Below are 25758 nucleotides of genomic sequence, written 5' to 3'. Positions count from 1 at the left end.
AAAATCACCATAAGCTAAAATTAAATAATTTTATTAAATCCCTGTTTATCTTTCCTATTGGAAAGCCCACAATATTATAATAATCTCCTTCTATTTTTTCCACTAATAGCGAGCCTTTGCCCTGAATACCATAGGCACCAGCCTTATCTTTATACTCAAGAGTGTCTAAATATTTTTCAATTTCATAATCACTTAAATCATAAAATTTTACACTAGACTTCTCATAGCTTACATATTTAATTTTCTCTGAAAGTTTAAAAATCCCATAACCCGTGTAGACATTATGAGTCTTTCCCCTTAAACTTTTAATCATTTCTCTTGCATCTTCTCGATTTTTGGGTTTGCCTAAAAGTAGTCCCTTCAATTCAACTAAAGTATCCGCAGATAAAATTATTTCATCAACATGTTCCCTGGCGACTTCAATTCCCTTTTCAAAGGCAAGAGCAGTTACCGTTGTAGAAGGAGAAAAAGAATCGTCTTTTATTTCATTGATCTCCTTAGAAATTACCTTAAAATCTATAAAGTTCGATAAAATTTCTCTCCTTCTAGGAGAATTTGACGCCAAAATAATACTTTCCATTTCAACCTCTCTCTTTAGATATATTGGTATTGTCGACTACATAGATTGAAGCAAGACCAACAAAATATCCTGTGAAAATCCCCAAAATTACAAGTAAAGGTAGATATGCTAGTATTGCCGTAGTTTTCATAATATAGGATGCAACTAAAACCTGTCCCAAGTTGTGAAAAAAAGATCCTATTTCACTGATGCCAATTAAAGATAAATATTTTCTCAAAAATTTATGAGACATTATCATAGCAATTGAACTTAAAATTGCACCACCCATGGAGAAAAAGAAACTTGAAACTGCACCAGTAACAAGAGCTAAAATCACAGTCTTAAAAATAGAGACAAAAAAGCCCTCTTTATAACCAATAGAAACTATGATTACAAGTACAACAATATTTGACAATCCAAGTCTAGCTCCAGGAATTGCCACTGGGAGTGGAATTACACTTTCAAATAAACCAAGGACAATCCCAATTGCACTAAGTAGTGATAAATAAATTAATTTTTTGTTTTTTGTCATTTTATAACCAAATCCAAGTCATTGTCATTTCTTTTTTCAGATACTATCTTAACAATAAGTCTATTGGGAAGACATATTATTGAATCGCCGGGAATACTTATTTTCCCCATCTTTATGCAAATCTTATCCTTGCAATTGGATTCATGCATATGGACTTCTCCCCCTTCAATTACGACTTCATTTTTACCATAAATAGTATTTATATCTATCTTCTCTTTTGTATCCTTATTTAAGGGAATCTCTTTAAACACTTTCCCGTCAACAGTAATCACAACTTTTTTTGCAAGATTTACATCCTCTTTAGGCAATTTATTTGTAAAAAAATAAATTAAAAAAGAAATAATAACTATTAAAATAATAACTAAAATATCAGCTTTTTTTAACTTTACCATATTTTTATTATAACATAACTTTAGTATGAATTCTTAAAAGAAATTTGATAATAAAAACTCTATATCTTGGACTATATTTGAAATATTATAGAGCAAATTTTTCGCACAAAAAAAGTGAGACTCAAGTCTCACTTAATTATTCAGCTTCTGCAACAATTTCTTTGCCTGCATAGTGTCCACATGATGGACAAACTCTATGAGGTAATTTCATTTCATGGCAGTTAGGACATTCAACTACTGTTGCTTTATTTAATCTGTAAGAAGATGCTCTTCTCTTATTCTTTCTTTGTTTTGAAGTTTTTCTCTTAGGTACGGCCATTTCTACACCTCCTCATCCTTAAATAAATCTAATAACTTTCCAAATCTTGGATCAAATTTCTCTTCAGAAGATCCTTTTTCACAATCGCAAGTACCTTCATTGAGGTTCTTGCCACAACGTGGACAGAGACCCTTACAATCTTCTCTACACAAATTTTTCCCAACAATAGATGTAATAATTTGTGAGAAAATAATCTCCGAAAGGTCTACGGAATCATCCTTAATTTTAAAATACTCGTCTACTGAATCATCATCATATAAACTAAGGTCTTTAAAATTGTATCCAATGTAACTCGTCTCTTTTTCTTTTATAAACTCTTTGAGGCATCTGTCACAGGTTGCTTTAAATTTGTAGGAAATATTTAGACAAAGTTCTAATTCCCCTGTCAAATTATGAATATATCCATTGTACTCTATTGGATAGATGAGATTTAGATCTTCTAAACTCAAATCCGTGTCATTTTCCTTTAGGCTACCATCAAAGTTTAACCTAATATCATCAGATGACAAAAAAGCACTAAGATCTAATTTCATATACTCACCTCAAAAATACATACAAATTATTATAACTTTTTACTTTTTAAATGTCAATACTTATTGCAAAATTATGCTTTAACAAGTTCTCTAGTATCTCTTGCAATCATAAGCTCTTCATTAGTTGGAATTACAAATATTTTTATCAAAGAATCGTCAGCAGAAATAAGTTTATCTTCGCCTCTTACATTGTTTCTTTCTGGATCAATTTTAACTCCTAAAGATTTTAATCCATTAACAATTGATTCTCTCATTTCAATTGAGTTTTCGCCAACGCCTGCTGTAAATACAATTGCATCAACATGATCAAGTTCAGTCATATAAGAACCAATGTATCCACGAACTCTTTTTTCAAAAATATCAAGGGCAAGTTTAGCTCTCTTATTTCCTTCATCTCTTGCAGCTTCTATATCTCTAAAGTCACTTGATACTCCAGAAATTCCAAGTACACCTGATTTTTTATTAATTAAAGTGTTAACTTCTTCAGTAGAAAGATTTTCTTTTTCCATAATAAAAGGAATAATAGCTGGATCTAAATCACCACATCTAGTTCCCATTGCAAGTCCCTCAAGTGGAATAAAGCCCATTGAAGTGTCAATGGATTTACCATTTTTAACAGCACAAATACTTGAACCATTGCCAAGGTGACAAGTAATTAAATTAACTTCATTTACATCTTTTCCAAGCATTTCAGCTGCTCTATTAGTGATGTATTTATGGGAAGTTCCGTGGAAACCAAATCTTCTAATTTTATATTTTTCATAATATTCATAAGGAAGTGCATAAATATAGCTTTCTTCAGGCATAGTTTGATGGAAAGCTGTATCAAATACTGCAACTTGTTTAACATTTGGAAGAAGTTTTTGACAAGCCTTAATTCCCATAATATTTGGTGGATTGTGAAGAGGAGCTATTTCAACATTATCTTCAATTCCCTTTAAAACTTTTTCATCAATTATAACAGACTTTGCAAAATCTTCACCACCATGTACTACTCTGTGACCTACTGCGTCAATTTCATCAAGGGATTTAATTGCACCATATTCTTCATTAGTTAGGGATTCCATTACAAGTTCCAAAGCTCTTTTGTGGTCTTGCATTGGAGTTTCAATAGTTTTCTTTTCCTTGCCTATTGTTTCGTGCTTAATTCTTGAACCATCAATTCCAATTCTTTCAACTAAACCCTTTGCCATCAATTCTTCAGTTTCCATATCAATTAATTGATATTTAAGAGAAGAAGATCCGCAATTAATTACTAATATCTTCATATTTCCTCCTAATGTTTTTTAAATTCATTAAATATAGTATAATAACTAATAATTAGTTTATAACAGATGTAGACATTAGTCAATAATTGGAGTTTTAAAATATGAAAATTGCTTCTATAATTGCGGAGTACAATCCCTTTCACAATGGTCACGCCTATCAAATACAAAAAATAAAAAATGAATATTCAGATTATATAATAATCATAATGTCTGGAAATTTTGTCCAGAGAGGTGAACCTGCCATAATAAATAAGTTTAAAAGGGCAAAAATTGCCGTCGATAATGGTGCAAGCCTAGTTTTAGAGCTGCCACTAATCTATTCAACATCAAACGCAGAAATATTCGCTCACGGCGGCATAAATATTCTAAATTCTATGGGCATTGTCGACAGACTTTACTTTGGAAGCGAAGATAATTCTATAATTTTAAAAAATTACTAAAAAAAATTAACGCAAACCTAGATGATGCTAAAATAAAAAAATTTCTAGCCGAGGGAAACTCTTATATAAAATCTCGTGAACTTGCCATGGACTTTTTATCTCGAGAAGAAAAAGAAATTTTAAAAAAGCCTAATAATATTTTGGCACTTGAGTACATTAAAAACCTAGAAAAATTAAATTCAAAAATAAAGCCCTATTCAATTGAGAGAAAAAATGTAAACCACAATGATGACTTTTCAATTGACGAATTTGCATCAGCATCTTATATAAGAAGACTTTGCTATAATAATGAAGATGTAAATAACTTTATACCACATTATGAACTCAAGGTCGAAAACAAATTAGAAAATTACTTTGAAATTTTTAAATACAAAATGATTTCAGAAAAAATAAACTTCAAAGATTACTTTGACTATGAAGTAGGATTAGAAAATAGAATTTTAGAAAATCTAGACTCTAAAAATTTTGAAGAACTTATAGAAAAAGTTCACTCAAAAAGACATAGCAAATCGAGAATAAAAAGACTTGTTCTTGAAATTCTCTTAGATATAAAAAAAGATGAAATAAAAAATCCTTTGAAGAACCCTACACAAGAGTCCTCGCTTGCGATAAAAGAGGCATCGAAATATTTAAAAATCAAAAAACAAAAATAAAATCTATTCCTTTAAAAACTTTTACGATAAATCTAATGGAATAATAAAAAAAATGCTGGAAAAAGAAATTCTCGCAAGCAATATATACAATATAAAAAATGGAAAAATAAACACAGACTTTACCACAGAAGTCTACAAAAAATAAGGCTCTCATTTTAATTTTATCCCTATATGAGAGTCTTTAACTTAAACTAATCCTTATTTTCTCTTCTCGCCCATATAAATATTTTTAAATCTTATATCAAAAATTTAAAATACATAAAGCATGGGAAATAAAAAATCTCTCTAAATTAAGTTAATCTAGAGAGAAATATTTGTTATTTATGAATTTCACAAATCATTATTTAAATACCCATTGTCCAAGCATAATATATTCATTTTCTTGAATTGTCGAGATATTCAAGCCACTGTCATATCTATACTCTGTTGGAATAATTTCATTGTTTCCATTATATACAATAACTTTAAAGTCCTTTTGTTTTCCTTTAAATTTATCTGAAATTTCTTTTCCTATTATTTTAAGTTTTTTATTTGCCTCATTCCATTCCTCTTTAGTTATATCTTGAGTATAAACTAATTCTTCACCTAGTTTGACCTCAACCTTTGTTGGTACCTTAGGGTCAGCTTTAAATACCCAATGACCAAGTACTACATATTTGTATTCTCCAATGTTTGCATAGTTGAAATTATACTTATATTCATTACTTGTTCTTATAACTTTATTGCTTTCATTATATAGAATAACATTGAAATCCTTTTGTTTTCCTTTAAATTTATCTGAAATTTCTTTTCCGATTATTTTAAGTTTTTTATCTGCATTATTCCATTCCTCTTTAGTTATATCTTGAGTATAAACTAATTCTTCACCTAGTTTGACCTCAACCTTTGTTGGAGTTTCGGAATCTGCTTCTAATACTTGTACTTTAACCTTATCACTTATTTCTTTGTAGCTAATAGTTATCTCCTTTTCATGAGTACTTGTATCCTCTTTGGTAAATTCATAATCAATATTTGGATTGATATTAATTCCTAATTGACTTGCTTCATCCCAACCTATTTCCTTTACAGTACCATTGATAGTAGTTGTAGTGATTGTAAAATCTCCTTTGGATAAAGTTTCTCCCTCAAAATATTTATTTTTCTTTAAATTAAGCTTGATGGATTTTAATTCTGATTTATCATCAACCCAAGTATTAAATCTATAGAATGAAGTTTCAAATTTTTCACCTTCCTTTAATACACTTGTATCAAAGTTTTCAAACTTCCAATACTCAAAAGGTTTATCTAGCCACTGACCATCTGCTATCTTTTTATCATTGTAGAAAAGTTCAGCCTTTGTAGGTTTGACATTGACTGTTTTCCCACCAAGATTAACTCCAGATCCTTTTTGTATATTGAATTTATCTTCACTTCCATTTGGCATTGTCAATATAAAATGTGTTGGAGTTACTTCATGTTTTAGGCTTTCTGCGACAAAAAGTGTTAGCCAATCTTCTGCATAGCCTGATTTATCCTTTGCTTTTATAGTTATTTGATTTCCTTCAGGGTTTAAAATTTGTCCTTGCTCGTAATTTGTTTCTATTCCATATTTTTTTAAATCTGAAAATTTAACATTAGGTCTTATTAATCCATTGCCATAAGCTATATCAAATTTGATAGAATCAAAATCTGCACTCTCTCCACGTACTAATTTTACTTTATCTGCAATAGCATTTCTGTATTTTTCCGGACTAAATTCATTATTTCCAGAGAGTTTTATATAGGCTATATCTTGAATATTTTTATCTCCACTATATTTTTCAGATCTGTCTATTGCATTTGCAACAGCCCTTATATATCCCTTAGCTGTCTTAGTAGCAGAGCTTACTACATCTACATATTCACCTGTATAATTTTTATTATCTAATTTTTTATCTATTTCAGCTTCAATCTTCAAGATTGCATTTTTATCCTTGTCTATTAATTTTGGCAAGATTCTTTGAGCTATTCTTATATATCCTTCTTCTAATCCACCATTTTTAATAACTTTTATATCTTTTACTAGACCCTCATCTATCTTTACCTCGAGAATATTTGGACCTGCTCCCTTAGGATTAAAACCTACATTAACATCAGATGTTCCAAACCAAGTTTTTTCAGCTGGAGATGTTTCACCACTATTTGCTTGTACAGGAACATCGATATTTACAAAACCATAAGGTAAATCACTATCGGCAATTTCAATATAGATTATATCTCCTACATCAGTACCTGGTGTAACAAATACTCTTCCAGATTCATCTATTGATACTGGAATCTCCTTGTAATCATTATTAGTTGCTGTAATAGTTGTTTCTTCGCCTTTGTTTTTTACAACTATACCTGTATCTTGTTCTTCATTAGTGGCATTTACAGTTTTTACATTATCTTTATCTACACTTATCTTTGATGGATCAATTGAATTATTGTCTACGGGAACTTCAATTTCTACAGAGCCATCAGGTAAATTGTCATCAAAAATTTCAATATGAATTGAATCTTTTGCTTTAGTGCCTGGAGTAACTAATACTTTTCCAGAGTCATCTATTCTTATGTCTACTACATCATCGCCATCAAGATTAATTGCTGTAATAGTTGTTTCTTTACCACTATTTTTTACAAGGATTCCTGTGTCTTGTTCTTCATTAGTAGCATTTACAGTTTTTATATTATCTTTATCTACACTTATCTTTTTTATGTCAGTTGAAGTAGTATCTACAGAAACATTAATGCTTGCAAAACCTCTAGGAAGATCCTTATCAGTAATCCTTATAGTGATTATTGTTCCAACATCAGCATTTGGAGTAACAAATACCTTTCCAGATTTATCTATTCTTACTGGAACTTGCTTGTCTTCTTTATTGTTAGCTGTAATTGTTGTATCTTTTCCCTTGTTTTTTACAACTATTCCTGTATCTTGTTCTTCTCCATTAGCTTTTACCATCTTCATTTGTTTGGTTTCGACTTTTATCTTTGTTGGATCTTCTTGATCTGATACATGAAGAGTCACTTTTTCTTCAAGATATCCTGTCTTGTCCTTTATATGCAACGTGATGCTTCCTGGTTTTTCCAGCTTTTGATTTTGAGTATAGTTTGCATCTATATTGTTATATTTAAGTTCAGTAAAATCTACTCCAGATTCAACTCTACCATTAGCATAGGCTATGTCGAATTTTAGAAAATTGAAATCAGCTTTTTCGCCAGCTTTTAAATCAGTTTTTAGCATATATTGTGTTCTTGTTTCTCCTGGTGCAAGTCTTAGTTTTATATATGTTATGTCCTGAATATTTTTATTGTCGTTTGCATCAATGGATCTTTGAATAGCTTTTTTAGTCGCTTTTACATAATCCTTAGCTGTTATAGTAGCATTAGTTACTGAATCATAATATTCTCCCTTTTTATTATTTATTTGACTTAAAACCTTATCTAGGTCATTAAGTTTTAAACCCTTCATTTTTGGAAGAATATGCTTTGCAATATTTAAATACTCTTCTTTAAATCCACCATCAGCTATGGCTTCAACTGAATCTATTTTTTCATCTGTTAATTTAACTTTCACAATACTTGGTCCATATTTATCACTTTCAAGTCCTTCAAAGGAAGCTGCATACCATTCTCCATCTAAAGGTTTTTTTGTTTTTGGTGCTTGTGTAGAGCCAGAATTTTCATTAGCATTCGGTGCTTGTGTAGAACTAGAATTTTCATTAGCATTCGGTGCTTGTGTTGTACTTGATGTTGATGTGCTACCGCTACTAGTGATAAACCTATTACTTGTTCGTGAAGATGATTTTTTGACTGTATTCATCTTTAGGCTTGATACTGCCTTTTTATTTTCTTCAGTTTTTTTAGTTTCATTATTTTCTGTTGCATTAAATAAAGCTACAAAGGATAATTCTCTGCTTGCTTCTTTATTTGGATCAATAGTTTCAATGCCTGTACCCTTGCCTATAATCTTTAGCTCTTTTGCCCAATCAATATAAGTATTAGGCCATTTTGCTTTTGCCATTTCCTCACTTGTCAAGTCCTTCTTAGTGGCTACAACCATTAATTTTATCAATTCTGCTTCTGTTATGTTTTTTTCTGGTTTGAAAGTCCCATCTGGATAACCCGCTATCAAATATTGACCATTTGGCATTTTTATTTTACTTGCTGCTTGAATTACTCCCTTTGCCCAGTGATTTGAATTAACATCTGAATATTTAGATTTTTCTGATTGAAATTTTGTTGCCTCGTCTTTATATCCCAAGGAATATATTAGGATTTTTGTAATCTCACTTCTCTTAATTGGATCGCCAAGGTTTAAATTTCCTCTTTCATCTCCTTCAACTATTTTTGCACTAACTAATTTGTCAACTTTTTGTTTATTAGTTAATTCTTCTTTAGCAAAGACTTCAAGGCTTACAGTGCCAATCATCATTAGCATTGCCATCATTAGCGCAATTAATTTTCTTTTCATATCTACCTCCTAAATAGAATTAATGATACAAAGTACCACTTTTACAATAGTTTTACTTATTTTAGACTAACTTCTCCTTTATATTTTTATTGCAACCCTTTCACTTGAATTTATATTTGATTTTTTTGAACTAATTTGATTGTGTAGTAACCCCAAATTAAAACATAAATTACAACATCAAGTACTTTATCTTTAATATGTCCAGAATATAATACTATTACATGAATGAATATTAAGTAGAAGAATGTATAGGCTAACTTTTGAAGTTTTTTCCAGCTACCTGGATTCATTTTCTTTCTAATAGTTTTAAAGGATGTTAAAAATAATGGAATTAAAATTGCTATCATCACCAAGGAAATTATCGTCGCCACTAGTTTTAATGGTTCAAGACTTGACATATCTGTGAAAAATTGTACAAAAAATATTTTTCCAAATAATATATTATGTCCAAAAATTATAATTGAACCTATTATTGCAAGTTCTCCTCTTATTTGCATTAATTCTCTTACAAATTGATCCTTTTTGAGAACGCCAATATACATTACTATTATGATAAAGGCTGTCCCTATGGCTCCTCTATTTAGTGGTCCTAATAAATACTTAGATATTGCCGGGTTCAATTCTTTGACCATTGGCATTGATGCAATTTTTATATACATAAAATTTATTAACGCTGCCAAAATATAAAATGGAATGGAATTCCTTTTAATTAAATTTTTAAATAATGCTACAAATAATAGCACTATGATTATTGATTCTACTAAAATCATAATTCCTCCTATTAATTTTTTTGATTGTCATTATAAAATTATAAGCAAGGTATAATAGACTTTTAGCTATTTTAAATTTCTGTTGATTTTTTGTTTAAATAGCTTTTCTATTATTTTTACAAAAATTTTATTGCTCCATTGTGTTTGTCGTGAAAACTTTTATCTTTTTTAAATTACCTCCCTTTAAAAGATAGAAACCTTAACCAAAATCTATATCCATTATCACGCAATAGGCTATAAAATTTGGGTTTACTAAGGATATTTATTCTCAAAATATAGCATAATTGATTTTAAATATCTTATAGATAGTTATCTTTTTTTTTTTAATTTTTTTAAGGAACAAATTAGTTTTTATTTATACACAATTAATTGTAATAGCTGTAAATTTTTAAATTTACTTTTGTCTTATGTTTTAAATATTTAAAATATTTTAGATTTTTTGTATAATTATCTATCCACTTTTATACTAGACTAGTTTATTTAAGTAGATAGAAATAATAGAATAAATATTTTTCATTTTTAATTTGCTTTTTGCTCTCATGGAAATTATAATTTTTTATTTATAGTTTAGAATTATTTTTATCTATAGTTATTTATTTTTACAATAAAAAAACTCGATATTATCGAGTCTCCCAAAATTTAACATAGAGCCATAAAAAAAGTATCGACCTACCTTAGTCAGGTTAAGCCGATACACAAGCTATTTTACACTACTGTTTAACAATTTTATAATTCAATTAAAGATAATTAACGATTTTTAAATTATTTACTTATAAATTTTTCAAATATAAAACCTAAGTTTATTGCTATTAAAAAAATTACCAACTGAATAGTCCAAAACTTGAATTTCCATATTTATATCTATATAGATTAATTAGTATAATAAAAAAACTTATATAATAATACTTCCTATTTTTTAATTCTGTATATTTTAGTTTTTTAGCATATATAATCTCAAAAATTATACATACCACTCCTTCAACTAACATCTCCACTCCACATAGGTATAATCAATAAAAAATCTATGATATGAATCTTCATAAAATCTAGTGTATTCTGTTTCTTCTATAATTCTCCAATCTCTTTCACAATATTTCCAATTATATATTTTATGATAATATACATAATTATTTCCGCCATTAAATAAGGCATCTGCAATAGCTGCTGCCGATGCCCCAACACCAGCGCCTAACGGTCCTCCTATTATAGACCCAGCTATAGCAGCTATTGCTGATATTAAAGCCGTTCTACCTAAATTCCCTATATATTTATATCCATCGGTTTCCTCTGTAATCCAATCATAATTATTTACATAAGGTACAATTGCATTATTGTTAATTTCCAAATTATCTTTTAGATTAACCTGCCAATTTTTATCATTTCCTTTTTCTGAATCTATGTATACATTCATTATGCCTTTATCATCAATATTAGTATATTGAGTTTCAACTTTGACATATTTACCACGCACTAATTCAAATAATTCACTTTTTGTTTCTTTGAATTCATCATCAGCTTCATCTATTCTTTTATAATGAGTATCTCCCTCAGTATATTCATAAATAGCCTTATACTTGCCTTTCAAAAAGGACTCTTCAATGATTTTTAAATTTTCTCTTTTCTCATAAGGTTTTTGTGAATTAATCTCATTTGCATATACAATTGAATTCCCCATTAAAACGAATGAAATTACAAAAGCTAAAAATAAATTTAAACATCTACTAATCTTTTTTAAAAAAATTCTCTCCTTTAAATACTTTATACTGTGATACTTTAATGTTATTATAACTATGATATGTAAAAAACTTGTTATTAATATGATAACTTTTTGTAAAAGGTAGGATCTCTTTAACCACATAACAATCTATTTGTTATAATTTTATTTAAAATTAATTATGCTAAACTTTATTATTTGTTTCATTTGCAAGTATCCATTGTAGATTTCTAAAGGGTTCTAAATCAACAACATAAATCTCTTTTTCCAATATAAATTTTCTAAGAAAGTGGGACATAGTTTTGCAATTAACAAGTTTCCTTTTCTTTTCAAAAACTTTTTTCTCTTAACTGTCAAGACATATGTTGCACTTTTTGTACTTTGATACAATTAATTTAAATGCTTTAGCTACTTATTAATATTTAATGAAGCTTTTTGAAGGTTATATTCCATTATTATTTAATTTGCTTTTTGCTCTTATGGAAATTATTATTTTTTATTTATAGTTATTTATTTTTACAATAAAAAAACTCGATATTATCGAGTCTCCCAAAATTAAGGTTCTATAATAAATAGTGTTGGTGAGAAATCATCAGCACTATTTTTGTATGGAAATGTATAAAAAATAGACATAGAAATCACATTCCTATAAAATATAGTTGCAACCAAATACCAAGGAGTGATTCTATGTCTATTAATAATTATATAAAAGATTCGTTGAATATTAAAGATAAAAATATAGTAATTGATACTGAAAATATTATTGTCAAAAAAGTTAAGTACATAGACACTAAATTTATTTATGGAAAATTAACTTACACCCCAGAGGTTTGCCCATGTTGCGGTCATGTTAATGAATCTTTTAATATTATAAAATATGGTACTAAGATTTGTAAGATTAAACTTCCTGATGTTTCTAATATACCGACTATTCTTTTTCTAAAAAAGCAAAGATTTTTATGTAAAGAGTGCGGTTCTACCTTTAGTGCTAAAACCAATATAGTTAATGAGTATTCTAATATATCTAATGATGTAAAAAGAAAGATTGCTGTAGATCTTACTGAAATTTCATCCTTTAAGTCTATTGCTGAATCTAATGGTGTCAGCCCTAACACCGTTGTTAGAGTTTTTAAAGAATGGAGTAAATCCTTTAAACAGGATTTTTCTTATCTTCCACCGATACTATCTATAGATGAATTTAAGTCTACTAAAAATGTATCAGGCGCTATGAGCTTTATTTGTACCAATTCTATTACTGGTGAGATTATTGATATACTTCCTGATAGGAGACTATTTAAATTAGACACTTATTTTCTAAGATTCCCAAGAAGAGTTAGAGATCAAGTTAAGATTGTTGTTTGTGATATTTACTCTCCCTATATGGAACTTGTTAAAAAGGTTTTTAAAAACGCTTGTATTGTTCTTGATAAGTTTCATATTGTTCAAAATTTTACTCGTGCTTTTAATATGGCAAGAGTTCAACTAATGAAGAAGTTTAAAACAGACTCTCATGAGTATAGGTGTTTAAAAAGGTACTGGAAGTTATTATTGCTTCCTAAGGCTAAGTTAATATCAACACATTTTAAGAGTTTTCCTTGTTTTAAAGGATTTATCTCTCAAAAAGAAATAGTTGAACATATTTTAGATTTTGACTATTCTTTCAGGAAGATTTATGACTTAATCCAAAATATTTTATTTGCTATTAGAGAGAAAAATTTTGACACTTTAAAAACTATTTTGCAGGAATTTAAACCTGATGAGTTTGGGGAAATATATAGAAAAATTAAGACAGCTATAAGTACAGCTATCAAATATTTAGAAAAGATTAAGAATACTTTAAATACTAATTACAACAATGGAAAGGTTGAAGGTATTAACAACAAGATCAAAGTTATTAAAAGAATTTCTTACGGTTACCGTTCCTTTGATAATTTTAGATTGAGAATTTTTTTATGTTTTTACCATAAAAAAATATATGGTTTAAGTCATAAGATATAAACCATATATCATTAATTTTTATTCACCAACACTATTTGACAAAGAACCAAAATTTAACACAAAATAAAAAAGAGAGACTAATTCTCTCTTTATAAATATTTTATTCTTCTGTTGATTTTTCAGTTTCTTCTTTTTCTGAAGCTGAAATTTCTTTTCCGTCTTCGAGAATTTCAGAATCTAAATCTGCGTCAGCAAAGTTAAGTCCAAGCATTTCTCCAATAGTCATGTTGAAGTCATCTTGTTTTGGTTCTTCAATTTTCTTTTCTCTTTTTGGAGCTACTTTTCTTTCTCTTCTTGGTTTTCTTTCTCTTGGTTTAGATTCTTCGTCTTCTTCTTTTACCTCAGGTTCAATTAGAGCCTTGATAGAAAGAGAAATTTTTTGATTTTCTTCATCAATGTCAGTTACTTTAACTGTAACTTCTTCGCCAATAGAAAGTTTATCTTGTGGTTTTTCAACATGTTCTCTTGCAATTTGTGATACATGGAGAAGTCCATCAACGCCTTGTTCAAGTCTTACAAAAGCACCAAAATCGAGAAGATTTACAACTTTGCCCTTTACTACATCGCCAATTTTAACTTCGTTTTTGAACACATCCCATGGTTTTTCCATAGTTTGTTTTAGTCCAAGTGCGATTCTATTTTTTTCTTTATCAACGTTTAGAACTTGTACTTTAACTACATCTCCAGGTGATACAACATCTGATGGGTGTTTTACTCTATTCCATGAAAGTTCAGAAATATGGATAAGTCCGTCAACACCTCCAACATCTACGAAAGCACCAAAGTTAGTTAATCTTTGTACAGTTCCTTCTATAATGTCTCCTTCTTTAAGCTTGTCGTATACTTCATCACGAACTTTGTCTAATTCTTCTTGAAGTACATTCTTCCTTGAAGCTACAATTCTTTTCTTTCTCTTGTCAAAATCGATAATTTCAGTTTCAAATTCTTCTCCAACGAATTTGCTTAAATCTTTTTGGAATCTAACAGAAACATGAGATGCTGGTATAAATACATTTAATCCTCTGAAATCTGCAGTAAGTCCGCCTTTTACTTGGTTTTTTATAGTTACTGTAATCTTTTCTTTGTTATTATAAAGTTCTTCAACTTCATCCCAAATTTTCATATCAGCAACTCTTTTTGTTGAAAGAACAACATTGCCATCTCCATCGTCCATCTTTAAAACATATACATCAATTTCTTGACCTTGTTTATAAAGATCTGCTGGATTAACATCTGGTCCTCCTGCAAGTTCATCTTTTGAAATGATACCATCTGATCTGTATCCAAGATTTACCATTACTTCTGAATCAGTTATATATAAAACCTCTCCAGTTACTACTTCGCCCTTTCTAATCCTTTTAAAAGAATTATCAATGGCTTCCATCATCTCACCTTTGTCAAAATTTTCCATCCTACAAACAGCCTCCTTGATTACCGATTCCGGTGTGGATGCTCCGGCGGTAATACCAATTTTATTAAATTTTTTAAATATATTTAAATCAATATCATTAATCGATTGAATTAAAAATACATTTTTACAATTTAATTTTGCAATTTCTGCAAGTTTTTTAGTGTTAGAACTTTTTTTGCCACCAAGTACAATTACGGCGTCAACTTTTTTTGATAAATTCCTAATACTTTCTTGTCTCTTGAAAGTTGCATTACATATAGTATTATAAACTAAAACTTCATCTTTTGAAATATCTTTTATAATATTTATTGCTTTTTCAAAAAAATCTACATTATTTGTTGTTTGAGAGACAATAAGGGTTTTCCCTTCTGGAATTTTTATATCTTCCAAATTGGAAATAATAGTTGCAGAGTCATTGCATCTGGAATTAATCCCTATTACCTCAGGGTGTTTATTATTCCCGATAATTACTATATTATAACCTTTTTTATAGAAATTATCTACTATATTATAAACTTTTTCTACCTTTGGGCATACGCAATTTATTATTTCATTATTTTTTTCTTCTAATTTATCTAAAATTTTCTTGTGAACTCCGTGACTTCGTATAATTACCTTTGAATTTTCAATATTTGTGTCGTCAATTGTAAGTACGCCCTTTTTTTCTAATTCCTTTACCACAAACTCATTGTGGACTAAGTCTCCGTAAGAATAGACTCCTTTTGCTGCGTTGTCAAAGGCCATTTTTACAGCTCTTTTAACGCCGCCACAAAATCCCCTTACATCTGCTAAAATAATTTCCATTTTATTTCTTCACCATAGACCATTCTCATAATATCTTGAGAAATATTTTCTAATTCTTCATTTGAATATTTTATTTCTTTATTAATTTTTACTGGTTTTCTAAAATAAACCTTTATTTTTCTAAAAGCTTTATATTCTCCTTCTATAAAAACTGGAAGAATCTCTGAGTCAGTTTTCTGTGCAATAAGTGCAATGCCTGATTTTATTGTTGTGTAGTCAATTTCACTTACTCTAGTTCCCTCTGGAAAAATTCCAAGAACTTTTTCATCTTTTAAAATTGTGAGGGAAGTTTTTATTGCCTTTAAATCATTTTTTTCTCTATCTACTGGGAAAGCTCCAAGTTTCGTTAAAAATCCACCAACTAATTTATTTTTAAAGAGTTCCCTTTTTGCCATCCAAAAAATTTGTCTTGGAAAAATTGCAGAAATTGTAACTGGATCTAAGTTACTCTTGTGATTTCCACAAATTATAAGTCTTTTTTCTTCCTTTGGAATATTTTCCATACCAAAAACTTCAACTCTAAAAATTAATTTTACAAAAAAACCAATAAAAACTTGTATAAATTTGTAAAACATAGATCACCTTTTTACATAAGATATAATTTTTTCTATAGTTTCTTCAGCATTTAAGTTTGTGCTGTCGATTAATATTGCATCATCTGTCTTTACAAGAGGAGAATTTTCTCTGTGAGAGTCGTTGTAATCTCTTACTTTCAAATCTTCTAAAATTTCTTCAAAAGTAACTTTATCATCGTCAATTTGTTTATACCTTCTCATTGCACGAGTTTCTACATTTGCAGTTAAGAAAAATTTATATTCAGCATCCTTTAAAACCACTGAACCAATATCTCTTCCTTCCATAACTACATCGGTGTCCTTAGCAATTTCTCTTTGCATTTTTACTAAATAATCTCTAATAATTTTTTTCTTAGATAACTCAGAAGTTTTATTAGAAATTTCATTTTCTCTTATCCTTTTTGATACATCTTTTCCATCTAAAAATATTTTATCGCCATCAAAATTTATTTTTGTTTCCTTTAATACTTTTTCATAATCTTTCTCATTTTCTTTTAAAAGTTTGAGAGTTATGGCACGATACATTGCACCCGTATCAACATATAAAATATCAAGTCTCTTTGCAATTTCCTTTGCAATGGAACTTTTGCCAGAGCCTGCTGGCCCATCTATTGCAATTTTCATTTTTACCTCCAAAAAAATCACTACAATATATAGTAGTGATTAGTATAATTATATTTTATTTTAAGAAATAAGTAAAGGTAAAGGATTACAAATTAATCCCACAATTATAACCAGTTGAGTTTGCAATTTGAATGTTAAATCCACCAGTCAATGCATCTACATCAAGCACTTCACCAATAAAATAAAGTCCCTTTACAATTTTTGACTCCATTGTTTTTGGATCAATGTCAACTACATCCACGCCACCACTAGTAATTATTGCTCTATTAATATCCTCTAAACTTTCAAATTTTAATTTGAAATTCTTTATAGTTTTAACTAATCTTTCCCTTTCTTCCTTCGTTATTTGATTTGCTTTTTTCTCCTTCTCGATTTCTGCGTTTTCAAGAACATAGGAAATTAAATCTCTAGGCAATAATAATCTCATTACATTTTCTATATTTTTATTTTTATTTTCGCAAAAGTCTCGCAAAATTCTATTGTCTAGTTTTTCATTATTTAGAGCTGGTTTTAAATCTAAATATATTTCAAAGTCTTTTAATCTATTTATTTTACTTGAAGTCGTCAGTACAATTGGACCACTAATTCCTCTGTGAGTGAAAAGAAGCTCGCCAAATTCCCTTGAAATTATTTTTTTATCTTTAATTACTTTCAACTCGACATTTTTTAAAGTTAGTCCTGCTAAATTAAATCCATTGTATAAATTTATCCCAATAAGGCCTGGCACAGGCTCCACTACTTTGTGATTAAATTTTTTTGCAAATTTATATCCATCTCCCGTTGAACCTGTTAGTTTGTAGGATAGCCCACCTGTTGCAATAACAATTTTATCATATTTTTCTCTATCATTTAAAATAAAAAAATCTTTATCCTTTTTTATGCTTTTAATTTCAGAATTTAGTTTTATTTTTACGTCCCTTTCCCTTAATTTTTTTTCATAAATTTTTATTACATCAGAAGATTTATCACTTGCAGGAAAAACTCTATTTCCACGTTCAACTTTCAGCGGTAGTCCAAGTTCTTCAAAATAATAATAAGTTGTAAAGGGCGAAAGTGAATAAATTGATGAATACATAAAATTTTTATTCCTTACAATATTTTTTAAAAACTCTCTCTCGTCACAATAATTTGTTAGATTACACCTTCCCTTGCCCGTAATAAATAATTTTTTACCTAATTTTTCATTTTTTTCGTAGAGAAATACCTCATGATTTTCCGCCGCCTTTATGGCACACATCATTCCAGCAGGTCCTCCGCCAATAATTGCTATTTTCATGACTTTGCCTTCTTCTCGATTAAATATACAATTGGTGGATTGTGTTTTTGATTGTAAAATTCTCTTTTTTCTACTTTAAATTCTCTTTGGTCAATATTTTTTATAAAATCGTCAACTCCTTCTCTTTCTTCAAAAGAATTCTCGTGTCCTAAGTATGAAACCACAATTATTATTCCTCCACAATTTATTTTTTTCTTGGCTTTTTTTAATGAAATAATAGTCGAATCTTTTAAAGTTGTAATTTTTTTATCAGAGCCTGGAAGAAATCCAAGATTATAAATTACTAAATCAAATTTTTCTATTTTATCAATGTTTTCGTGACTCTCCAAAAATAATTTATAATTTTTAAAATCCTTTAAAATTTTTTCAGCCGATGAAATTGCATCTTCTTGTACATCAAAACCATAAACGAAGCCCTTTTCTCCCACTGCCTTTAAAAGTTTTAAAGTGTCATTGCCCCTTCCAACAGTAGCATCAACTGCAATTTTACCTAAAAAATTATGAGATAGCACTTCATCCACTATCTCAAAATATTTTTCCTTTACAATCATTTTAATCCCTTTAAATATTTTATTTCATTTTCATTTAAATATCTATAATTTCCAACTTCAAGGTCTAGCAATTCAATTTTTCCCATGGAAATTCTCTTTAGCTTCTTTACACTATGGCCAATGTAGTCGAACATCCTCTTGACTTGATGATTTTGTCCCTCAAAAATTTCTATTTCTAAAATAGAATCTTGTTTAAAATTTTTTAAAATTCTGACATTAGCTGGCGAAGTTTTCAAATCCCTTATGTCAAGGCCTTCACGCAGTAGAGAAAGTTCATGAGCGTTGGGCGTTCCCTCAACTGTAACAATATATTTTTTGCCGATTTTATATCTTGGGTGCATTAAAATATTTGCAAGCTCGCCGTCATTTGTCAGCAGTACTAAACCCGTTGTATCTATATCAAGTCTTCCTACGGGGTAAACTCTGTAATCGTCAGGTACAAGGTCTGTTACAGTTTGCCTATCTTTCTCATCATTTGCACTTGTTACAACTCCAATTGGTTTGTTTAAAATCATATAAACTTTTTTATCTTCAAGAGTTAACCTCTTCCCCCTTAAATAAACTCTATCAACATTGGGATCGATTTTTGTGCCAAGTTCTGTTACAATTTTGTCGTTTACTTTTACAAGTCCTTCTTGAATATATTCTTCGCACTTTCTTCTAGATGCAGCTCCGCAATGAGCCATATATTTTTGTAATCTCAATTAGATTCCTCCTCTAATTCCTTTAGGTCAGGCAGTTCTTCCAAATTTCTCATGCCAAACTTTTGTAAAAATTTATCAGTTGTGCTGTACAAATTTGGATGTCCAATTCTATCAAGTTTGCCAGAAACTTCTATTAAATCAAAATCAAGAAGACCTTTGATCGTGCTATCACAATTTACTCCTCTCAATTCTTCCACTTCAACCTTTGTAACTGGCTGCTTATAGGCAATTATTGAAAGAGTTTCAAGGGCAGGCTTTGAAAGATTTTTCTCATTTTTTTCTTTAATTAAGTTTTTTAAATAGGGCTCGTTTTCTTGTTTAGTTCCAATTTGAAATTTTCCATCAATTTCTCTAAGCCTAAGTCCCGATGTTTCATTCTTATAATTTTCTTTCATCTCCATAAGAATTTCCCTTACATAGTCCTTTTTCAGCTCAAGAGTGCTTGCAATATCCTCTAAACTTATGGGATCTCCCCAAATAAATAGTATTGATTCAATTATTGATTTAAGCCTGTTCTTGTCCATTGTATTTTCTCTCTTCAATTAAAATATCGCCAAAATTGTCGCTTTGATTTGCGATGATATATTCGTTTTTAATAAGTTCAAGCATTCCTAAAAAATAAGTTATGACATCAACTTTATAAACTATGTCTTCTAAAAGTTCGCTAAATTTTATTTTTTTATTTTCCTTTAATGCTTGTTTTATCTTTCTAGAAGCATCTTCAATTTTAAAATACTCCCTCTCAATTCCAATGACTTCCTTGTCCTTGTATCTTTTTAATATATTGTAAAAAGCAAGGGATAGTTTTTCCACATTGGATTCCTTTAAAAAATCTATTTCACTCATTGAAAATATTTCTGTTTTTAACTTGTAAAAGGATTTTGACTCGTATTCTTCTTGAGTTTTTAAAATTTCAGAAGCCTCCTTATACTTTTTATACTCCAAAAGGCTTTCTACTAGGTCAAGTCTAGGGTCCTCTTCTACTTCTTCTTCATTATCTGTACTTTCTTTTTTGGGAAGGAGCATTTTTGATTTTATCTCCAAAAGGGTTGACGCCATTAAAATAAAATCTGAAGTAAGGTTTAGGTTTAACTTCTTCATATTTTCAATATATTTTAAAAATTCTTCTGTGATTGTGAAAATTGGTATGTCGTAAATATCTATTTCCTTTTCTTTTATTAAATCTAAAAGAAGATCCATTGGACCTTCATAAGTTTTTAAAACAATATTGTATTCCATAGATTAATTCCCAGATAAATAATTCCCTTTAAAATACTTTCGATGATCGGCGCAATAAATTTGTCCACTACTCCTGAAAAAATCATTATAACTAGCACAAAATAAAAGTATTTTTCATTTTTATAAAATTTATATTCCAAATCTTCTGGTAAAAGTGTGGCCAATACCTTTGATCCGTCAAGAGGTGGCAATGGCACTAAATTAAATACGCCAAGCATAATATTGTACCAAAAAATTGATGTGAAAAGAGGAACTAAAAAAGAAGATCTATAATTTAAATAAACTAAAATAATCCCAGAAATAAATCCAAGAATAAAATTAGTGAAAACTCCTGCAAGTGAAACTAAAAGAGATGCAACTTTTCTATTTCCCTTAAATCTATAGGGGTTAATTGGCACAGCCTTTGCCCATCCAAATCTAAAAACAAGCATAGAAATTAAACCAATAGGGTCTATATGGTGAAGTGGATTTAAGCTAAGTCTTCCATCGTCCTTTGCAGTTGTATCTCCACACAGATATGCAACATATCCATGTGCTATTTCGTGTGGAATTATGGCAATCATAAGTGCAATAATATTTATTAAAATTGATGCTATATCAAAATTTCTCATCTCAATCAATCTCTTCTATTATTAATTTATAATCTTCTCTTTTGTCAGAAAAAGCGTAGGCACCTTTAATCTTTTCTATTGCTCCTACTACTTCGCTTTCCCTTTCTGTATAGATTGTAGCTATTTTTTCGCCCTTTTCTACATAGTCGCCAACTTTTTTATGAAGGTAAATTCCTGCACTCAAATCGAGTACATCTCCCTTTTTATGCCTTCCCGCTCCAAGGTCTCTTGACACAATTCCAATTTCAATTGCTTCAATTGATTTTACATATCCCGATTCATCGCTATAAATGTCCTTTATTATTGATGACTTTTTAAATTTATCTACATCGTCAATGTATGTTGGATCTCCACCTTGAAGTTCAACCATTTCCTTGAATTTTTCTATTGCAGATCCATCCTTGATTTTTCCTTCAAGAATTTTTATTGCTTCGTCCTCAGTTTTTACAATTCCTTCTATTATCATTAGCTTTGAACCAATTTTTAGAGAAATTTCTTTTAAATGTTTTGATCCACGGCCCTTTAAGACATTTATAGCTTCTATTACCTCTAGGCTATTTCCAATTGCATCGCCGAGAGGTTCGTTCATACTAGTGATAATTGCCTTTGTATTTCTACCAAATTTTTTCCCAAGGCTCACCATTAGTTTTGACAACTCAACTGCCGATGGCACATCTTTCATAAAAGCGCCGTTTCCAACTTTTACATCAAGGACTAAGGCATCTGTTCCTAATGCAATTTTTTTTGAAAGGATTGATGATGCAATTAAACTTACATTATCAACTGTTGCCGTCGCATCTCTTAATGCATATAAAAGTTTATCAGCAGGTACAATATTTTCTGTTTGACCAATTACTGCAATATTTGATTTTTTTAAAATTTCAACAAAGTTTTTTCCACTAATATTTATATTAAATCCAGGGATGGATTCAAGCTTATCAAGAGTTCCACCAGTATGGCCTAGACCTCTGCCACTCATTTTTGCAAAAACAAGACCAACTGAAGCAATTAATGGCCCAAGCACAAGGGTAACAGTATCTCCCACGCCACCTGTGGAATGTTTGTCTACTTTTAATCCAGGCACCTCAGATAGATCAACTCTATCTCCTGAATCTATCATTGCCTTTGTTAAATAATAGGTTTCATCTAAATTTAGTTTGTTAAAATAAACTGCCATCAAAAAAGCGGAAACTTGATAATCTGGGATTTCACCTTTGACATAATTTTCTATAAAATAATTTATTTCATATTCAGTTAAAATTTTATTTTCTTTTTTCTTTTGAATAATGTCTAAAAAATTCATCAAATCTCCTCAATTATTTCTTTTAAAAGCTCTTTAAATTTGCCTGCAACTTCTTTTCCAACTTCTACAACTTCTGCATGGTCAAGTGGTGTATCTAAAATTCCCGTACTCATATTTGTAATTGTTGAAATTCCTAAAATTTTAAGTCCTCTATGCCTTGCAATAATTGCTTCAGGAACAGTACTCATTCCAACAGCATCCGCTCCAAGTGTCCTTGCCATTTTTACTTCAGCAGCTGTCTCATAAGTTGGCCCTGTAAAATACATATAAACGCCTTTTCTTATATTAATGCCAAGTTTCTTTGCAGAATTTTCAGCTATATTGACAAGTTCCGGAGTGTATAAATCAGTCATGTCAGGAAATCTCGGCCCAATAGCATCGTCATTAGGTCCAATTAATGGATTTTTACCCATTAAATTTATGTGATCTGTAATAATCATAAGGTCTGCTGGTTTAAAATCCATATTAACTCCACCCGCAGCATTAGTGAGGATCAATGTCTTAATCCCTAAATCTGCAAGAACCTTTATTGGATATACTACATCGGAAATTTCGTAGCCTTCGTAAAAATGAATCCTTCCCTTCATTACGCAGACATTTTTTGATTTTATTTTTCCAAAAATTAATTTTCCGTCATGCCCTTTAACTGTAGAAACTGGAAAACCTGGAATATCCTTATAAGGTATTTCAATTTTATTCTCGATTGAATCTGCAAAATCTCCAAGACCTGAACCTAGTACAATTCCAATTTCAGGCTCTAGGCTTATTCTTTCTTTTATATATTTAATAGAATTATCCATTTTCCCTCCTAAAATTATTGTAATACAAAATTCCTGCAACAGTTTTTGAATCTATTATCTCGCCTAAGTTTATTAATTTTAAGGCTTCTTTAAATTTTACTTTTTCTACTGTCAAATGTTCAAACTCGTCGAGATCTTGATCTCCTGCAATAAGTCCTTCTGCGTAAAAAATAAATAATTTTTCATTTGTAAATCCTGGAGATGAATAAATTTCAAGCAAATAATCAGATTTTTTTGCATCATAACCAGTTTCTTCTTTTAACTCTCGAAGAGCTGCCTTTTGTGGTTCTTCTCCAAAATCCACCATTCCTGCTGGAAGTTCGTAAATTTCTTTATCAATGGCCTTTCGATATTGTCTTATTAAAATAATTTCGTCATCCTCAGTAATTGCAACTATGCCAACAGCAGGTTGTCTCTCCACAATTTCTCTTTTAGTATACTTTTGACCTTCCATCTCAACTGTATCCACTCTAAGTTGTAAGACCTTACCGTCAAAAATCTTCGTGGATTTCATAGTTCTCTCTTCATTGTTTGAATTTGCCATTTAATCACCAATCATTTCCTTTGCAGTTTCTATTGCAACTTCACTTATATTCATACCACCAATTAATCTTGCAACTTCTTGTACTCTTTCCTCATAATCTAATTTATCAATTGTTGAAATTGTACTGTTGTTTACCACATCTTTTTTAATTGCAAAATGTGTATCTGCTAGTGCAACAATTTGTGGCAAGTGAGAAATTACTATGACCTGTCTTTTTTTTGCAACTTCCTTTATTTTATTGCCAACAATTTGTGCAGTCTTTCCACTTATTCCCGTATCAATTTCGTCAAAAACAAGAGTAGGAATGTTATCTTTTTCAGCGATGATGCTCTTAAAGCCAAGCATAATTCTGCTCATTTCACCGCCAGATGCAACCTTTGCTAGAGGCATTAAATCTTGACCCAAGTTTGGTGCAATTAAAAATTCTATTTTGTCAATTCCATCACTTGACAAGTCTTTTTCTTTCAAATCAATTTTGAATTTTGCATCTTTTATATTTAATTTATTAATTTCTTCTTCCACTTTTTTCTCTAAAACTTTGGCAGTCTTCTTTCTATTGTCGCTAATTTTTTTTGCAACTTTTAAAGCTTCACCTTCAAGGTTTTTTATTTTGCTTAAAAGTTTTTGCAAATTGTCTTCAAAGTTCTGCAAAAAAACAAGTCTTTCATTTATTTCTTCATAAAAAGAATTAATCTTTTTAACATTATTCCCATATTTTAATTTTAAATTATTTACTAAATCAATTCTTTCTCTTAAGTATTGGAGTTTTTCCTCGTCCACTTCTCTAGAATTAATATATCTGTCGAGCTCCTTTGCGATATCAGACAATCTATATCTAATGTCTTCAAGTTCTTCTTCAGTTGCCTTTAAATCCTTGTTGAATTTTGTAACATCGACTATATTTACAATTATTTTATCTAAAATATCTTCAGCAGATACATTTTCATAACCGTCATTAATAAGTGCCTTTGCTTCTGATAATTTTATTAAAGTGTCAGTCATATTGTTTAAAACATTGAAGTCGTCGTAGAGTTCTTGGTCGTCATAATCTGTTAAAGCCGCATCTTCAATTTCTTTGATTTGATACTCTAATAGATCCATTTCTCTATCCTTGTTTTTTTCTAAACTTGACTTTTCTTGATATTCACTTCTCAAATCATTTATTTCTTGAACAATTTGCCTTATCTTTAAAAGCAAATCTCTTTGCTCTTTGCCAGAAAAATCGTCAATTAATCTTAACTGATTTTTATTGTCCATAAGTGAAATAGACTCATGTTGTGCAAAAATATCAATTAAATGAGTTGAAATTTTTGATAATATTTGAGAAGTTACCGTCCTATTATTCACTCTAGTAATAGAAGGACCCTTATATCTAATTTCCTTTGAAATTACAATTAAATCCCCTGAATCAATTCCATATTCAGATAAAAGTTTTTTTGTCTCGTCATCATAAGAAGAAAAAACAGCTTCTATAAAAGCTCTGTCTTTTCCCTTTTTTATAATATCCTTATTCGCTCTTTGACCAAGGACAAGTCCCAGAGAATCTATGATAATTGATTTACCTGAACCAGTTTCTCCCGTTAATACGTTTAAACCGGTTTCAAACTCAATTTTCATATTTTCAATTATTGCAAAATTTTCGATATTTAACTCTAAAAGCATTT

25 protein-coding genes and 1 pseudogene are annotated in these 25758 nt (G+C 29.6%); 3 read left to right on the top strand and 23 right to left on the bottom strand.

Features of this window, described 5'->3' with window-relative positions:
- Positions 1-4 precede the first annotated feature (4 nt).
- The 6 genes from BIV18_RS09200 to BIV18_RS09175 all read right to left on the bottom strand — a co-directional run bounded on the left by BIV18_RS09200 (position 5) and on the right by BIV18_RS09175 (position 3603).
- The gene (locus tag BIV18_RS09200; RefSeq protein WP_075660302.1) at positions 5-580 is read right to left on the bottom strand and encodes a nucleoside triphosphate pyrophosphatase; all 576 of its coding nucleotides are present in this window, start codon (positions 578-580) and stop codon (positions 5-7) included.
- 1 nt (position 581) lies between these two features.
- Positions 582-1091, bottom strand: coding sequence for a Gx transporter family protein (locus tag BIV18_RS09195; protein ID WP_075660301.1), 510 nt, complete (start codon positions 1089-1091; stop codon positions 582-584).
- Positions 1088-1483, bottom strand: coding sequence for a NusG domain II-containing protein (locus BIV18_RS09190; RefSeq protein WP_075660300.1), 396 nt, complete (start codon positions 1481-1483; stop codon positions 1088-1090). The genes BIV18_RS09195 and BIV18_RS09190 overlap by 4 nt, the downstream gene beginning before the upstream one ends.
- A gap of 136 nt (positions 1484-1619) precedes the next feature.
- On the bottom strand, positions 1620-1802 hold the full coding sequence (gene rpmF / locus BIV18_RS09185) for a 50S ribosomal protein L32 (RefSeq protein WP_019107039.1): 183 nt from the start codon (positions 1800-1802) through the stop codon (positions 1620-1622).
- 2 nt (positions 1803-1804) lie between these two features.
- Positions 1805-2335, bottom strand: coding sequence for a YceD family protein (locus tag BIV18_RS09180; RefSeq protein WP_075660299.1), 531 nt, complete (start codon positions 2333-2335; stop codon positions 1805-1807).
- A gap of 71 nt (positions 2336-2406) precedes the next feature.
- The gene (locus BIV18_RS09175; protein ID WP_075660298.1) at positions 2407-3603 is read right to left on the bottom strand and encodes an acetate kinase; all 1197 of its coding nucleotides are present in this window, start codon (positions 3601-3603) and stop codon (positions 2407-2409) included.
- A gap of 101 nt (positions 3604-3704) precedes the next feature.
- Here BIV18_RS09175 and BIV18_RS11305 point away from each other — a divergent pair, with 101 nt between their 5' ends.
- Positions 3705-4043, top strand: a complete 339-nt coding sequence (locus BIV18_RS11305; protein ID WP_268875155.1) for a nucleotidyltransferase family protein — start codon at positions 3705-3707, stop codon at positions 4041-4043.
- A gap of 5 nt (positions 4044-4048) precedes the next feature.
- Positions 4049-4696, top strand: coding sequence for a nucleotidyltransferase family protein (locus BIV18_RS11300; protein ID WP_328585306.1), 648 nt, complete (start codon positions 4049-4051; stop codon positions 4694-4696).
- Positions 4697-5036: 340 nt separating this feature from the next.
- Here the strand turns inward: BIV18_RS11300 and BIV18_RS09165 are convergent, their stop codons facing one another.
- The 4 genes and pseudogenes from BIV18_RS09165 to BIV18_RS11470 all read right to left on the bottom strand — a co-directional run.
- Positions 5037-9170 (bottom strand): S-layer homology domain-containing protein, encoded by a 4134-nt coding sequence (locus tag BIV18_RS09165; RefSeq protein ID WP_075660297.1) that lies wholly within the window; start codon positions 9168-9170, stop codon positions 5037-5039.
- 110 nt (positions 9171-9280) lie between these two features.
- The gene (locus BIV18_RS09160; RefSeq protein ID WP_075660296.1) at positions 9281-9940 is read right to left on the bottom strand and encodes a hypothetical protein; all 660 of its coding nucleotides are present in this window, start codon (positions 9938-9940) and stop codon (positions 9281-9283) included.
- 982 nt (positions 9941-10922) lie between these two features.
- Positions 10923-11615 (bottom strand): hypothetical protein, encoded by a 693-nt coding sequence (locus BIV18_RS09155; RefSeq protein ID WP_144015217.1) that lies wholly within the window; start codon positions 11613-11615, stop codon positions 10923-10925.
- Between the two features lie 232 nt (positions 11616-11847).
- Positions 11848-12000, bottom strand: a pseudogene (locus tag BIV18_RS11470) (plasmid mobilization protein); the annotation flags it as partial.
- A 341-nt stretch (positions 12001-12341) separates the two neighbouring features.
- Here BIV18_RS11470 and BIV18_RS09145 point away from each other — a divergent pair.
- A complete protein-coding gene (locus tag BIV18_RS09145) occupies positions 12342-13652 on the top strand; it encodes an ISL3 family transposase (protein ID WP_075660294.1) in 1311 nt (436 codons plus the stop codon).
- A 100-nt stretch (positions 13653-13752) separates the two neighbouring features.
- Here the strand turns inward: BIV18_RS09145 and BIV18_RS09140 are convergent, their stop codons facing one another.
- The 13 genes from BIV18_RS09140 to recN form a co-directional block, all read right to left on the bottom strand.
- Positions 13753-15867 (bottom strand): bifunctional 4-hydroxy-3-methylbut-2-enyl diphosphate reductase/30S ribosomal protein S1, encoded by a 2115-nt coding sequence (locus BIV18_RS09140; protein WP_075660293.1) that lies wholly within the window; start codon positions 15865-15867, stop codon positions 13753-13755.
- On the bottom strand, positions 15852-16442 hold the full coding sequence (locus tag BIV18_RS09135; RefSeq protein ID WP_075660292.1) for a lysophospholipid acyltransferase family protein: 591 nt from the start codon (positions 16440-16442) through the stop codon (positions 15852-15854). Before BIV18_RS09135 ends, BIV18_RS09140 begins: the two co-directional genes overlap by 16 nt.
- A 3-nt stretch (positions 16443-16445) precedes the next feature.
- Positions 16446-17066, bottom strand: a complete 621-nt coding sequence (gene cmk, locus BIV18_RS09130) for a (d)CMP kinase (protein WP_075660291.1) — start codon at positions 17064-17066, stop codon at positions 16446-16448.
- 85 nt (positions 17067-17151) lie between these two features.
- A complete protein-coding gene (locus BIV18_RS09125) occupies positions 17152-18342 on the bottom strand; it encodes a BaiN/RdsA family NAD(P)/FAD-dependent oxidoreductase (protein WP_075660290.1) in 1191 nt (396 codons plus the stop codon).
- Complete coding sequence (gene mnmM, locus BIV18_RS09120) at positions 18339-18893, bottom strand: tRNA 5-(aminomethyl)-2-thiouridylate-methyltransferase MnmM (RefSeq protein WP_075660289.1); 555 nt, start codon at positions 18891-18893, stop codon at positions 18339-18341. Before mnmM ends, BIV18_RS09125 begins: the two co-directional genes overlap by 4 nt.
- The gene (locus BIV18_RS09115) at positions 18890-19597 is read right to left on the bottom strand and encodes a pseudouridine synthase (RefSeq protein ID WP_075660288.1); all 708 of its coding nucleotides are present in this window, start codon (positions 19595-19597) and stop codon (positions 18890-18892) included. The genes mnmM and BIV18_RS09115 overlap by 4 nt, the downstream gene beginning before the upstream one ends.
- Positions 19594-20121 (bottom strand): SMC-Scp complex subunit ScpB, encoded by a 528-nt coding sequence (gene scpB, locus BIV18_RS09110; RefSeq protein WP_075660287.1) that lies wholly within the window; start codon positions 20119-20121, stop codon positions 19594-19596. The genes BIV18_RS09115 and scpB overlap by 4 nt, the downstream gene beginning before the upstream one ends.
- Positions 20102-20836 (bottom strand): segregation and condensation protein A, encoded by a 735-nt coding sequence (locus BIV18_RS09105; protein WP_075660286.1) that lies wholly within the window; start codon positions 20834-20836, stop codon positions 20102-20104. Before BIV18_RS09105 ends, scpB begins: the two co-directional genes overlap by 20 nt.
- Positions 20815-21447 (bottom strand): site-2 protease family protein, encoded by a 633-nt coding sequence (locus tag BIV18_RS09100; protein WP_075660285.1) that lies wholly within the window; start codon positions 21445-21447, stop codon positions 20815-20817. Before BIV18_RS09100 ends, BIV18_RS09105 begins: the two co-directional genes overlap by 22 nt.
- A gap of 1 nt (position 21448) precedes the next feature.
- Complete coding sequence (locus tag BIV18_RS09095; RefSeq protein ID WP_075660284.1) at positions 21449-22750, bottom strand: thymidine phosphorylase; 1302 nt, start codon at positions 22748-22750, stop codon at positions 21449-21451.
- Positions 22750-23550 (bottom strand): purine-nucleoside phosphorylase, encoded by an 801-nt coding sequence (locus BIV18_RS09090; RefSeq protein WP_075660283.1) that lies wholly within the window; start codon positions 23548-23550, stop codon positions 22750-22752. Before BIV18_RS09090 ends, BIV18_RS09095 begins: the two co-directional genes overlap by 1 nt.
- Entirely contained in the window at positions 23543-24094 is a 552-nt protein-coding gene (locus tag BIV18_RS09085; RefSeq protein ID WP_075660282.1) for an NUDIX hydrolase, read from the bottom strand. Before BIV18_RS09085 ends, BIV18_RS09090 begins: the two co-directional genes overlap by 8 nt.
- The gene (recN, locus tag BIV18_RS09080; RefSeq protein ID WP_075660281.1) at positions 24095-25756 is read right to left on the bottom strand and encodes a DNA repair protein RecN; all 1662 of its coding nucleotides are present in this window, start codon (positions 25754-25756) and stop codon (positions 24095-24097) included.
- Positions 25757-25758: the final 2 nt, after the last annotated feature.

Source organism: Peptoniphilus grossensis, from assembly GCF_001940285.1.
Taxonomy (GTDB): Bacteria; Bacillota; Clostridia; order Tissierellales; family Peptoniphilaceae; genus Peptoniphilus_A; species Peptoniphilus_A faecalis.
Note: the sequence above shows the minus strand (reverse complement) of the source record. Positions and strands in the feature narration are given on the sequence as shown.